At 60.7% G+C, this 12,145-nt stretch carries 12 protein-coding genes; 4 read left to right on the top strand and 8 right to left on the bottom strand.

The genetic code is table 11. The features are described 5' to 3' along the window. Nucleotide 1 precedes the first annotated feature (1 nt). Both tssI and ACQ4MY_RS14300 read left to right on the top strand, forming a co-directional pair. Entirely contained in the window at nt 2-2,011 is a 2,010-nt protein-coding gene (gene tssI / locus ACQ4MY_RS14305; RefSeq protein ID WP_440095576.1) for a type VI secretion system tip protein TssI/VgrG, read from the top strand. 12 nt (nt 2,012-2,023) lie between these two features. Beyond that, nucleotides 2,024-2,560 (top strand): toxin-antitoxin system YwqK family antitoxin, encoded by a 537-nt coding sequence (locus tag ACQ4MY_RS14300; RefSeq protein WP_440095574.1) that lies wholly within the window; start codon nt 2,024-2,026, stop codon nt 2,558-2,560. Nucleotides 2,561-2,739: 179 nt separating this feature from the next. Here ACQ4MY_RS14300 and ACQ4MY_RS14295 read toward each other — a convergent pair whose 3' ends face one another. Further along, nucleotides 2,740-3,135 carry a DUF4280 domain-containing protein gene (locus ACQ4MY_RS14295; protein ID WP_008083980.1) on the bottom strand — a complete coding sequence of 132 codons (396 nt, stop codon included), beginning with the start codon at nt 3,133-3,135 and terminating at the stop codon, nt 2,740-2,742. Nucleotides 3,136-3,325: 190 nt separating this feature from the next. Here ACQ4MY_RS14295 and ACQ4MY_RS14290 point away from each other — a divergent pair, with 190 nt between their 5' ends. Together ACQ4MY_RS14290 and ACQ4MY_RS14285 are read left to right on the top strand one after the other, a co-directional pair. Then, nucleotides 3,326-4,393 carry a phosphotransferase family protein gene (locus tag ACQ4MY_RS14290; RefSeq protein WP_440095573.1) on the top strand — a complete coding sequence of 356 codons (1,068 nt, stop codon included), beginning with the start codon at nt 3,326-3,328 and terminating at the stop codon, nt 4,391-4,393. 22 nt (nt 4,394-4,415) lie between these two features. Further along, nucleotides 4,416-5,183 carry an SDR family oxidoreductase gene (locus ACQ4MY_RS14285; protein ID WP_007911074.1) on the top strand — a complete coding sequence of 256 codons (768 nt, stop codon included), beginning with the start codon at nt 4,416-4,418 and terminating at the stop codon, nt 5,181-5,183. Nucleotides 5,184-5,297: 114 nt separating this feature from the next. On the opposite strand, the gene ACQ4MY_RS14280 is transcribed toward ACQ4MY_RS14285, so the two are convergent. The 7 genes from ACQ4MY_RS14280 to ACQ4MY_RS14250 form a co-directional block, all read right to left on the bottom strand. Next, nucleotides 5,298-5,891: a trimeric intracellular cation channel family protein gene (locus ACQ4MY_RS14280; protein WP_238552709.1), complete on the bottom strand. Its 594-nt coding sequence runs from the start codon at nt 5,889-5,891 to the stop codon at nt 5,298-5,300. Between the two features lie 41 nt (nt 5,892-5,932). Then, nucleotides 5,933-6,145: a hypothetical protein gene (locus ACQ4MY_RS14275; RefSeq protein WP_397483911.1), complete on the bottom strand. Its 213-nt coding sequence runs from the start codon at nt 6,143-6,145 to the stop codon at nt 5,933-5,935. Between the two features lie 312 nt (nt 6,146-6,457). Continuing rightward, entirely contained in the window at nt 6,458-6,715 is a 258-nt protein-coding gene (locus ACQ4MY_RS14270; protein WP_158830790.1) for a DUF1652 domain-containing protein, read from the bottom strand. 135 nt (nt 6,716-6,850) lie between these two features. Further along, nucleotides 6,851-8,341 (bottom strand): helix-turn-helix transcriptional regulator, encoded by a 1,491-nt coding sequence (locus tag ACQ4MY_RS14265; RefSeq protein WP_440095572.1) that lies wholly within the window; start codon nt 8,339-8,341, stop codon nt 6,851-6,853. Between the two features lie 168 nt (nt 8,342-8,509). Beyond that, the gene (locus ACQ4MY_RS14260; RefSeq protein ID WP_440095570.1) at nt 8,510-9,403 is read right to left on the bottom strand and encodes a LysR substrate-binding domain-containing protein; all 894 of its coding nucleotides are present in this window, start codon (nt 9,401-9,403) and stop codon (nt 8,510-8,512) included. A gap of 6 nt (nt 9,404-9,409) precedes the next feature. Continuing rightward, nucleotides 9,410-11,623, bottom strand: coding sequence for a molybdopterin cofactor-binding domain-containing protein (locus tag ACQ4MY_RS14255; RefSeq protein WP_440095568.1), 2,214 nt, complete (start codon nt 11,621-11,623; stop codon nt 9,410-9,412). Further along, nucleotides 11,623-12,087: a (2Fe-2S)-binding protein gene (locus ACQ4MY_RS14250; RefSeq protein WP_440095566.1), complete on the bottom strand. Its 465-nt coding sequence runs from the start codon at nt 12,085-12,087 to the stop codon at nt 11,623-11,625. The genes ACQ4MY_RS14255 and ACQ4MY_RS14250 overlap by 1 nt, the downstream gene beginning before the upstream one ends. Between the last annotated feature and the right edge of the window lie 58 nt (nt 12,088-12,145).

Here is a 12,145-nt window from a genome sequence, read left to right as displayed (position 1 = left end):
GATGACGCGCTTCAACGACAGCACTACCTCCTTATTCCTGACGGCCACCTCGCTGGCGTCGCTTTACCCTGAGTCACTCTCAGGCGACGAATCGCTCAACCTGTTGAGTTCACAAATCATCAACGGCCTCAATGACGGCGCCTCGCTCACCCTGACCAGCGCTGTCGCCAGCCACGTCACCACGACCCTGCACAATGATGCCCTGGTCCGCCCGTTCGACGCGCTGGTCGCCGAGATACGTCAACTCCCCGCCGACGCCACCGCCGAGCGCTATCAACTAATCCTGCGCCCGTGGCTCTGGTGGTTGACCCTCGCCAGCAACAACCGCGTGTTCCAGAACCTCGCCACCTCGGATATCGTCACCACGATCTTCAAGGCCCACGGTTTCAGCGATTTCAAACTCTCGCTGACCGGCAGCTACACCCCCCGCGAATACTGTGTGCAGTACGGCGAAACCGATTTCGCTTTCGTCTCGCGGCTGCTGGAAGAGGATGGCATCTTCTGGTTTTTCACCCACGACGCCGGCAAGCACACACTGGTGCTCGGCGACAGCAATGACGCCTTCGTGCAGATCCCCAACGGGCCGAAGGTCAGCTACCTGGGGCAAGGACTGGGGCAGCGCGAGTTGCACGGCATTCGCTCAGGGCAAGTCTGTTTGCAGGCGGTGGCCGGGGTGTATCGGGCGACCGATTATGAGTTCACCACGCCGACCACATCACTTTACGGTCAGGCCGAAGCAGTGGCCGGGCCACTGTCCATCTATGAACATCCGGGTGGTTACAACGCCAAGGCTCAGGGCGATGCGCTGACCAAACAGCGAGTTGACGGCTTGCGCAGTGAAGAGAAACGCTTTGTCGGCGAAAGCGACTGTCGCTGGCTGATTCCGGGGCACTGGTTCACCCTCGACGGCCACGACGATGCGAGCCTGAATATCGATTGGGTGGTGACGCGTGTGACCCATGACGCCAGCCATGAAAGCTATCGCAATCGCTTCGAGGCCATCCCCAAAGCCACGCCGTTTCGCCCGCAACGGATGACACCGAAACCGCGCATGCACCCGCAAACCGCCATCGTCGTCGGCAAGTCCGGCGAAGAAATCTGGACCGATGAATACGGCCGTATCAAGTTGCAGTTCCCCTGGGATCGCGACGGCAAGAATGACGAAACCAGTTCCTGCTGGGTGCGTGTGGTGTTGCCGTGGAGTGGCAAGGGCTTCGGCATGCAGTTCATTCCGCGCATCGGCCAGGAAGTCATCGTGACGTTTATCGATGGCGATCCGGATCGTCCGCTGGTCACCGGGTGCGTCTACAACGGCGACAACGCCCTGCCCTACGCACTGCCGGCCAATCAGACGCAATCGGGGATCAAGACCCAGTCGTCCAAGGGTGGCGGCGGCTTCAACGAGTTGCGCTTCGAGGACAAGAAGGACGCTGAAGAGGTGTTCTTGCAGGCGCAGAAAGACCTGAAGATCAACGTGCTCAACGACACCACCGCTACGGTCGGCCATGACGAAACCCTCACCGTACAAAACGCCCGCACCCGCACGGTGAAGGACGGCGACGAGACCGTGACGCTGGAGAAAGGCAAACGCAGCGTCACCATCCAGACCGGCAGCGACAGCCTCGATGTGAAGGATACTCGCACGGTAAAAGTCGGCGCCGACCAGAACCACAGCACCGGCGGCAATTACACCGACAAGGTCACCGGCGATTACAGCCTGACGGTGGACGGCAATCTGACCATCAAGGTCAGCGGCACCCTCACCCTGCAAAGCGGCGGCAGCTTCACGATCAAGAGCGGCGCCGACCTGGCGACATCGGCCAGCACCTCGATCACGCACAAGGCCGGCACTGCCTTGACCAATCAGGCCGGCACTTCGCTGGACAACAAGGCCGGCACCACACTGACCAATGACGCCGGGATCAGCCTGACCAACAAGGGCGCCGCCTCGCAGACGGTCGATGGCGGCGGCATGCTGACCATCAAGGGCGGGCTGGTGCAGGTCAACTGACAAGGAGAAGCCATGGCGATCACACCGCTGGATCTGCATCAGGACGACAAGCAGCTCAAGGGGCGTCTGCAGGACGGTCAACTTGACGGTGCGCTGAACATCAAGGATGACGGACGCAAACAGGCCGATCTGCATTACAGCCAGGGTGAACTGCAGGGCCTGTCGCTGCTTTATCACCCGAACGGCAAGGTCTCGGCGCAGATGCCGTTTGTGCGCGACAAGCTGCAAGGGGTCGCGAGTTTTTACGCACCCGAGGGTTTTTTACAGCGCAAGGCGACCTATCGGCGAGGATTGCTGCATGGCGAGGCGTTCAATTACTTCCCCGATGGTCAAGTAGCGGAGGCGGAGTTTTACCGCGAGGGCGTGCGTGAAGGGCGTTATCAGCGCTTTCATGCCAATGGCAAACCGGCGCTGGAAGCGCGCTATGTGAATGGCCAGTTGCTGGAGCCAGAGCAAGGATTTGCCGAGGATGGGCGGCCGTTGGGGGCGGATGGCAAGCCGATTTCGCGGGTGCGCTGGTGGTATCGGCAGTGGGCGGATCCGCAGTAGGCCTGAGGTTTTCCGACCGTATGGACTGGCCTCATCGCGGGCAAGCCCGCTCCCACAGAGTTTGTTGGTCACCACCCCCTGTAGGAGCTGCCGAAGGCTGCGATCTTTTGATCTTGTTTTTATAAAAGCAACATCAAAAGATCGCAGCCTTCGGCAGCTCCTACAGGGGTTCAGGGGGTTCAGGGAATGAGCATCTGCATTTGCCCTGGCATTGCGATTTTGATCACCCCGGCCCAGTTGCACATCAGCGTGCTGTTGGCATCGATCGCCGGCATCCCGCCGAGCAGCAAGGTCGGCGCGCCACCGGGAATCCATGGCGTGGCCGTCGCCGGAATGCACGGCATCGGTGTCAACACACCCAGCGCGGCAGCTGTGGCGGCGGCCACCATGGGATTGGCCATGCTCATGCACACACCGAACGGCAAGATGTTGACCAGCGGAATGTGATCCATGATGTTCGCCGCCGGCATCCCGCCGGTCAGCGTGCGGTTGACCGGCAGCACGTTGAGCATTGACGGCGCGGCGCCGAAGCTGCATTGCAACGTGGCCGTGGCACAGACTTGCGGACAGCCCATTTCAAAGCTCCTTTTTGCCCATGGCATACCCGCTAAACCTTAGTCTGCGCTGGCCGTTCGCGCACATTCCCCAAGGTGATTATCCGGCAACACGCTAACCTATAAGACCGCCCCGCGCTTGTGACCACCCGTGCGCGCCATTAGATTAGCCAATGATGTCTGGCCTCCAAAATAAGCAGAAGGGATAAGCATGGCGCTTACTGACCAGTCCACCCGTATCCGCTCTGGCGAAGAACTCGATGCCAGCCTGATCGATCCGTACCTCAAGGCGCACATTCCGGGCCTGAGCGGTTTGCCTGCGATCAGCCAGTTTCCTGGCGGCGCGTCGAACCTGACCTATCTGCTGGAATACCCGGAGCAGGAATTCGTCCTGCGCCGTCCGCCGTTCGGCCACAAGGCCAAATCCGCCCACGACATGGGCCGCGAATTCCGCATTCTCAATCAGCTGCGCGATGGCTTCCCGTATTGCCCGAAAGCCTATGTGCATTGCACCGATGAGTCGGTGATTGGCGCCGAGTTCTACGTGATGGAACGGGTCAAAGGGATCATCCTGCGCTCGGAGCTGCCGCCGGAACTGGGCCTCGATTCGGCAAAAACCGAAGCGCTGTGCAAAAGCTTCATCGACCGTTTTGTCGAGCTGCACCGCGTCGATTACAACGCCTGCGGTCTTGGCGACCTGGGCAAACCAGAAGGCTACGTCGCCCGCCAGATCAAAGGCTGGAGCGAGCGCTACGAAAAAGCCCTGACCCCGGACGCACCGCACTGGGAGGCGGTGAAAACCTGGCTCAACGACAAGATGCCGGCCGACCATCCGACCTCGAGCATCGTCCATAACGACTATCGCTTCGACAACGTCATCCTCGACCCGCACAACCCGATGCAGATCATCGGCGTGCTCGATTGGGAACTGACCACCCTCGGCGATCCGCTGATGGACCTGGGCAATACTCTCGCCTATTGGATCGAGGCCGACGACCCGGCGCCGGTGCAACTGTTGCGTCGCCAGCCGAGCCACGCGCCAGGCATGCTCACTCGCCGTGAGTTCGTCGATTATTACGCCGAACGCTCGGGCATCCAGATCGACAATTTCGACTTCTACTACACCTACGGCCTGTTCCGCCTGGCCGGCATCGTGCAGCAGATCTACTACCGCTTCTACCACGGCCAGACCCAGGACAAACGCTTCGCGCAGTTCATTCACATGAACAAACTGCTGGAGCAGATGAGCCTGCAGGTCATGGCGAAATCGAGCCTCTGACGGCCCACAACCAGGAACCCTTATGTCCAAGACTCAGTTGTTCGACCTCGACGGTAAAATCGCTTTCGTTTCCGGTGCCAGCCGTGGCATCGGTGAAGCCATCGCCAAACTGTTGGCCCAGCAAGGCGCCCACGTAATCGTTTCGAGCCGCAAACTCGACGGCTGCCAGCACGTCGCCGACGCGATCATCGCCGCTGGCGGCAAAGCCACGGCGGTGGCCTGCCATATCGGTGAAATGGAGCAGATTGCCCAGGTGTTCGCCGGGATCAAGGAACAGTTCGGCCGCCTCGATATTCTGGTCAACAACGCTGCGACCAACCCGCAATTCTGCAACGTGCTGGACACTGATCTGGGCGCCTTCCAGAAGACTGTTGACGTGAACATTCGCGGCTATTTCTTCATGTCGGTGGAAGCCGGCAAGCTGATGCGTGAAAACGGTGGTGGCAGCATCATCAACGTCGCCTCGATCAACGGTATCTCGCCGGGAATCTTCCAGGGCATCTACTCGGTGACCAAGGCGGCGGTGATCAACATGACCAAGGTCTTCGCCAAGGAATGCGCGCAGTTCGGCATCCGCTGCAACGCCCTGCTGCCGGGCCTGACCGACACCAAATTCGCCTCGGCGCTGGTGAAGAACGATGCGATCCTCAAGCAGGCACTGACGCAGATCCCGCTCAAGCGCGTGGCCGATCCGAGCGAAATGGCCGGCGCGGTGTTGTACCTGGCCAGTGATGCGTCGAGCTACACCACCGGCGTTGCGCTGAATGTCGACGGTGGTTTCCTCTCCTGACCCCCACTGAAACACAACCCTGTAGGAGCTGCCGCAGGCTGCGATCTTTTGATCTGTCTTTTAAAAACAAGATCAAAAGATCGCAGCCTGCGGCAGCTCCTACAGGTTGCGGGGTCAGACCTGCACTTTGGGCAGTTGCCAGCCGAAATGCACCGAGAGCAAGCGCAAGGCCAGACACGCCGCCCCCGCCAGCAAAGCCGCCGCTACCGGCGATACACCCAGCCTGCGGCCGATGATCAACACCGCCGCGCCGACAAACGCCGAACTCGCATATAAATCCGCCTGCAGCACCACCGGTATACGCGCCAGCACAATGTCGCGAATCACCCCGCCACCGACGCCAGTGACCGTGCCCATCAACATCGCCACAAACGGCGTAATTCCGAAGTTCAGTGCCTTCTGCGCCCCCGCCACGGCAAACAGCGCAAGCCCCGCCGCATCCAGCACAATCAACGTCGAACCGGACCAGCCCAGCACCTGTTCATGAAAGACGAAAGCCAGCCCGCCCATGAAAAACGCCAGGGCCGGATAGCGCCAATCCGCCACCGCATTGGGCGGCGTGGCGCCGATCAACAGATCACGGGTCACCCCGCCACCGAGGGCGACGATGAACGCAATCACCATGACCCCGAGCAGGTCGAGCTGACTGCGCATCGCCGCAATCGCACCCTCCACGGCAAACACTGCCGTGCCGGCCAGATCGGCCACCAGCACAATCCGCTCAACCCGGGACTTACGCCCCGCCGGCGCTATTGCGTGACGCAACGCGTGGTGGTGATGTGGCGAGTGACTTGCCCGTCGACATACATATCGCCGGCGACCTCAGTGTTTTCCAGCACCTGACACGTGCGTTCCGGCGGTGGTGGAGGCGCTACGGGTGGAGGCGGTGGCGGACTGGCACAACCCGCCAACAACACAGCAAAAAAAGCCAACGGCAACACGCGTTTCCCAAGATTGTTCATAGGACGACCCGCGAGAAATGAGAGACAAACTCCCGCAATCAAACCGACCACGGGAGACCTGACCACTCATTCTTTATAGCCGAGGTGGCTGCAAGCGCCAGAAAACCGGGTGGATTGCGGGGAAGTGGCTGTCGATTTTGGGGTGGGGGGGGGGGATTTGTTTGGCCGTGGAGCCGCCATTGCCAGCAGGCTGGCTCCTACAGTTGGATGGGGTGTATTCAGTTAGAGATGGGGCGGCCAGAGGGCCGCCAACGCTGGCGAGCCAGCTCCCACAGAACAGCAGAAGCAGAAGATCGCAGCCTTCGGCAGCTCCTACATGGGTTCGGGGTTTCGGGAGGAGCGCAGGGAATTGCTTTCGAGCTCATAACGCAGCTCTTCAATTAACGCTTCGACAGACTCAGGTGTACGCAAGCCATTGAGTTTCAACCCGCTGATCACCAGATCCACCTGCCCTGACACCGGATGATAAAGCTTCACCGTCAGCGAATGATCACCATCCACCAGACACTCACACGCCAGCGGCGAAAAACTCTGCTCAAGCTGAGCGCGCAACTGCGCAAGATTCATCATTGAGGTTGTTCCTTTAGCTGCTTCGAAGGGACACGATCACGCAAAAAAAGACACGCACCGTACCCCACCAGACTAAGAACCACCCGCCCCCATCAGAACCTCAATTTGCACCGGATCAACTAGTGCATTTGCACCCTAGCGCTGCCCCCGCCACTCGCCGGAAAACAGCCCACGCTCCCGAGCCCAGACAATCGCCTCGCTGCGGCTGTGCACATCGAGCTTGGAATACACCGTCGCCACGTGATTACGCACCGTGTTCGGCGCCAGTTTCAGCCGCGCGGCGATCTCCTTGTCCGCCAGCCCCTCACAGATAAGCCCCAGCACGTCACGCTCACGCGCCGTCAGATCGGTGAATGACACACTGGGCAGTTGCGGCGAATTGACCTTCTTCACATTGGCCAGTTTTTCGATCAACGTGCGGCTGAACCATGAGGCGTCTTTCATCACCTCTTCAATGGCTGCCACCAGCTCAAGCTCGGTGCGCTTGCGCTCGGTGATGTCCATCAGCACCAGCAAATAGCACGGCACGTCATGAATATTCACCGTGTCGGCCGACAACGCGCACTCCAGCAAGTCGGCGTCTTTGGTGCGCACCCGCACATCCACCCGATCCACCCGGCCGTTTTTCTCAAGCGCCGCGAGCAAACGCGTGCGTGCCCCGTTGTCATCGATAAAACCAATCTGCGTCACGGTCTTACCGAGCACATCGTCACTGTCAAATGTCAGCGTATCGAGAAACGCCTGATTGACGTCGAGCACCCGTTGTTCATCCGCCGTGCAGATCAGGATCGGTACCGGCGTCAGGCGAAACGCCTTGGCAAACCGCTCCTCACTCTGACGCAGCGCCACTTCGGCCTTGTGCCGCAGTTCCATGTCAACAAAGGAAAACAGCATGCAGTCTTCATCGTTGAGCAGCAGCGGTTGCCCGGCGACGATCACCTGTTTGCTGCTGCCATCGGGCAAGCGCAATTCAGCCTGCATCTGCGGAATGGTCTCGACATCGCGCAGGCGTTGAATCGCCAGATCGCGCTTCTCCGCCTGCTCGTAGATGTCGATTTCATAAGCCGACGTGCCGATCACCTGCTCGCGGGTATAACCGGTCATCTCCAGAAACCCGGGATTGACCTTGATGTAACGCAAATCGCTGATACGGCAAATCACCGCCGGCGCCGGGTTGGCATTGAAGGTCTTCTCGAAGCGCTGCTCGGCGTTGGCCCAATCGGTGACGTCGCTCATGATCAGCACCAGCGACTCGGGCTGACCTTCGCGGTCGGTGAGAATCATGCTGCGCACGCTGTGTACCCAGACGCGTTCCGGATCATCCGCCGCATTCACTTCGATCAGCACATCATTGAACGCCTCGCAGCGGGCCACGCGGCTGATCGGATAATTCTCGGGCGACAGCGTGTGGTTGTTGCGATAACGCAGGTTGAAACGCTGCGCGTATTCGGTGGCATTGTGGCCCAGCTCACCGATCCGGCTGACGCCATGCATGGCCAGCGCGGCCTCGTTGGCCCAGAGGATGCTTTGATCCCGCTCCAGCAGAATCACCCCGTCGGACAACCCGGCGATGATCTGCTGCAACTGGCGGCGATTGGTTTCGGTGGTCAGGACTTCCTGGCTCATTGGATCTCCACAAGTGATGCGCCATGTGAAGAGTACGACCGCAGCCAATCGCGATCGTGCACCTCTATTCACACACAACACATCCCCCTGTAGGAGCTGCCGAAGGCTGCGATCTTTTGATCCTGTTTTTTAAAAGCAAGATCAAAAGATCGCAGCCTTCGGCAGCTCCTACAGGGGTTGGGGGTTGCCGTTGAGTTCGCGGAGGGTGTCGAGGAAGAGTTTCAGGACTGGGGAGGCATCATCCGCGCGGTACGTCGCGTACAGCGGCACTTCCGGCAATGCCGGGGTCAGCCGCCGAAACACCAGTCCCGCCGGCGCCAACTGTTCAATGGACGCCGGCAACAGCGCCACGCCGAACCCGGCACGCACCAGGCTCAGCAGCGTCTGCACCTCAATCACCTGCTGCCGTATCTGCGGGGTAAACCCCGCCTGAATGCAGCACTGATAGAGAAAATTAGCGAACCGCGACTGCTTCAGCTCCAGCGCCACAAACGGCTCCTGCGCCAGATCCGCCGGGGCCAGCACCTCGCGCTGCGCCAGCGGATGATCCGCCGGCATCACCACATGAATCGGCTCATAAATCAGCAGTTCATTGCGCAACAACGGATCGTCATAACCCACGCGAAACACGCAGGCATCGATGCGCTTCTCCTTCAACGCCTTGACCTGCGCCGCCGGGGTCATTTCGTGCAGGCGCCAGTTGACCTGCGGGTAACGCTCGCGAAACAGGTGCAAAGCCTTGGGCAACACGCCGACCATCACCGAACTGATCATGCCGATTTCCAGTTCGCCGAGCTGACCGCGCCCGGTTTGCCGCGTCAGATCCAGCGCCCGCTCAAGTTGCTCGAACACCAGCGGCGCCTGCTCCTTGAGCATCTGCCCCGCCGTCGTCAGTTCAACCCGATGATGGCTGCGCTCGAACAATGGCGTGCCCAGTTCCTCTTCCAGCAAACGAATCTGCTGGCTCAGCGGCGGCTGGCAGATGTGCAGGCGTTCGGCGGCGCGACCGAAGTGCAACTCATCGGCCAACGCCATGAAGTACCGCAGCAGGCGCAAGTCCATGGCGATTTATCCCAGGTTCAGTGGCGTCGAACGCTGACGGACGCCGGTCAGCGCGAACAACGCATTGGCGATGGCCGGCACCACCGAAGGGCTGCCCAACTCGCCGACGCCACCGGGTTTGCTCGGCTCACCGTCGAGCACGAGGATGTCGGTGGCCGGCATGTCGGACATGCGCGTGACGCGATAGTCGTGGAAATTGCTCTGCACCACCTGGCCCTGTTTGATGTCGAGCCGGTCGAACAGCGCGTGGCCCAGGCCCCACATCAACCCGCCGTAGATCTGTTCTTCGACACCGCCCGGCGACACTGCCAAACCGCAATCGACCACGCAGGTGAGCTTCTCGACTTTCGGCTTGCCGTCGACCATCGCCACCCGCGCAACCACCGCAATAAAACTGGTGTAACCCTGATTGGTCGCGATGCCCAGCGCGGTGCCCGGTGGCAACGGCTGCCCCCAACCGGCGCGCTCGGCGGCTTGCTTGAGCACCGCCACATGCCGTGGCCGCTCCTGCATGTTAGCGAGACGAAACTGCAGCGGATCGGTACCCGCCGCATGCGCCAGTTCATCCATGAAGCTTTCCACGGCAAACACGTTGGGGATGAAGCTCACCGAACGATACCAGCCGCTCGGCACGTCGCTTTCGTGCTTGACCCAGTTCAGTTCCAGATGCGGCGGACGGTAGGCGAAGTCCCACGCGGTGATCGCTTCGGTGGTGCTGTAATCCATCTTGTCCGGGCGTTCGAAGTAACCCGGTTCCCACTGTTCCGGCGAGGCTGGCGATACCGCGTGCAATTGCAGCGCGCTGAGTTTGCCTTGGGCATCGAGCGCGCCTTTGACCCGATGCAAGGTTGCCGGATGATTGAACAGCGCGTGCATTTCATCTTCGCGGCTGTTGAGCAGTTTTACCGGCACGCCGGTTTTCTGCGCCAGATACGCGACTTCAAACAACCAGTATTTGGCCTCCCGCGCACCGAAGCTGCCGCCCGAGACCAGTTCATGAATGGTCACGTTGGCCTTGTCGATCCCGCACACGGTTTGCGCCGCTTCCAGCGCCGAGGACGGCACCTGTACGCCGCCCCAATAGGTGATTGCCTTGTCCTTGACGTGCGCGGTGATGCAGATCGGTTCCAGCGGGTTTTGCACCTTGTAGGGCATGGTGTAATCCGCTTCGATCAGCTTCGCCGCACCCGCCCATTGCCCGGCGACATCACCTTGGGTCATGGCTTTGACGGTTTGCGCTTGCGGATCGCCGATGACCTTGGCTTGAGCGCTGAATAACTGCTCGCTGTCGAACCCGGCCAGCGCTGAATCGCTCCACTTGATCTCCAGCACTTTGCGGCCCTGCTGCGCAGCCCAGAACGTATCCGCCAACACCGCGACGCCTTCCAGATTGCCACCGAGCACGTCGGGACGGCCCGGTATCGCCAGCACCTTGCGCACGCCCGGCACTTGCAAAGCTGCGACTGAATCGACGCTCAGCACTTTCGAGCCGACCACGGGCGCGCGCTGAATCACCGCCACCAGCATGTCCGGCAATTGCACGTCGATGCTGTACTTGAAGCGCCCACACACCTTGGCTGCCGCATCGCGCTTGTGGCGCAATTTGCCGATGTATTTGAACTGCGCAGGGTCTTTCAGCGTGACCTTTGCCGGGGCCGGCAGATGCGCGGCCACGCCGACCAGTTCGCCATAACCGAGGCTGCGTTTGCTCGCCGCGTGCATCACTCGACCTTCCTCGGTGGTGCAACTGTCGGGGCTGACTTTCCACTGTTTCGCGGCAGCGGTGATCAACAGCGCCCGCGCCGTGGCACCGGCCATGCGCAAGCGATCGTATTCAAGGGAAACGCTGGTGCTGCCGCCGGTCGAGAAGACTTTCCAGACCGGATGAATGTAGGTTTCGAAGAACGGGTCTTCCGGGGTGATGACCTGCACGGTCATCGGGTTGACGTCCAGCTCTTCCGCCACACACGCGGCCAATGCCGTTTGCGTGCCGGTGCCGGAATCGTGCTTGTGCACCACCAGTTTCACCGTGCCGTCGGGAAAGATGCGCACCCAGGCATTCGGTTCGAACTCGTTGGCCGGCGCCATGGCTTTCGGATCCGTGGCCGCCATGCCGCCCGGCAGGTACAGGGCAATCGCCAGGCCGGAAGCAACAGTCGCCGCTTGCTTGAGAAAAACCCGCCGCGGCAGTTCAATGCGGGTGTCGTCGATGAGGCTCATCACGCCTCCTTCGGCGCGTTCGCCGCACGTTTGATCGCTTTGTTGATGCGTCCGTAAGTGCCGCAGCGGCAGATATTTCCGGACATGGCATTGCGGATCGAATCGTCGGTGACTGCCGCACCGGTGTTGAGCAGCGCGGCGGCGGACATGATCTGCCCGGATTGACAGTAGCCGCATTGCGGCACATCTTCGGCGACCCAGGCCAGTTGCAGCGGATGGTTTTCTGACGGCGACAAACCTTCGATGGTGGTGATGCTATGGCCCGCGACGGCGGCCGCCGGCAATTGGCAGGAACGCACCGCGACGCCGTCCAGATGCACGGTGCAGGCACCGCACAGGCCCATGCCGCAGCCGAACTTGGTGCCGCTGAGTTTCAGCTGATCACGCAAGACCCATAACAAGGGCATGGAGGAGGACGCTTCATCCAGCTCGCGTCGTTCGCCGTTAACCGTGAATGCAATCATTGTCAGGCTCCAAAAGAGCGGCCCGTCTTTGTGCGGGCCTGGTCACCGATTATTGGAA

Origin of the sequence: Pseudomonas sp. SM4 (genome assembly GCF_051913165.1) — a bacterium.
In the GTDB taxonomy this organism is placed as follows: Bacteria; Pseudomonadota; Gammaproteobacteria; order Pseudomonadales; family Pseudomonadaceae; genus Aquipseudomonas.
This window is presented reverse-complemented; position numbering and strand designations above follow the sequence as displayed.

What these genes read in the sequence shown, in the direction of transcription:
- tssI (WP_440095576.1), top strand. Translation starts at nt 2, where the DNA reads ATGACGCGCTTCAACGACAGCACTACCTCCTTATTCCTGACGGCCACC.
- ACQ4MY_RS14300 (WP_440095574.1), top strand. Translation starts at nt 2,024, where the DNA reads ATGGCGATCACACCGCTGGATCTGCATCAGGACGACAAGCAGCTCAAG.
- ACQ4MY_RS14295 (WP_008083980.1), bottom strand. Translation starts at nt 3,135, where the DNA reads ATGGGCTGTCCGCAAGTCTGTGCCACGGCCACGTTGCAATGCAGCTTC.
- ACQ4MY_RS14290 (WP_440095573.1), top strand. Translation starts at nt 3,326, where the DNA reads ATGGCGCTTACTGACCAGTCCACCCGTATCCGCTCTGGCGAAGAACTC.
- ACQ4MY_RS14285 (WP_007911074.1), top strand. Translation starts at nt 4,416, where the DNA reads ATGTCCAAGACTCAGTTGTTCGACCTCGACGGTAAAATCGCTTTCGTT.
- ACQ4MY_RS14275 (WP_397483911.1), bottom strand. Translation starts at nt 6,145, where the DNA reads ATGAACAATCTTGGGAAACGCGTGTTGCCGTTGGCTTTTTTTGCTGTG.
- ACQ4MY_RS14270 (WP_158830790.1), bottom strand. Translation starts at nt 6,715, where the DNA reads ATGATGAATCTTGCGCAGTTGCGCGCTCAGCTTGAGCAGAGTTTTTCG.
- ACQ4MY_RS14265 (WP_440095572.1), bottom strand. Translation starts at nt 8,341, where the DNA reads ATGAGCCAGGAAGTCCTGACCACCGAAACCAATCGCCGCCAGTTGCAG.
- ACQ4MY_RS14260 (WP_440095570.1), bottom strand. Translation starts at nt 9,403, where the DNA reads ATGGACTTGCGCCTGCTGCGGTACTTCATGGCGTTGGCCGATGAGTTG.
- ACQ4MY_RS14255 (WP_440095568.1), bottom strand. Translation starts at nt 11,623, where the DNA reads ATGAGCCTCATCGACGACACCCGCATTGAACTGCCGCGGCGGGTTTTT.
- ACQ4MY_RS14250 (WP_440095566.1), bottom strand. Translation starts at nt 12,087, where the DNA reads ATGATTGCATTCACGGTTAACGGCGAACGACGCGAGCTGGATGAAGCG.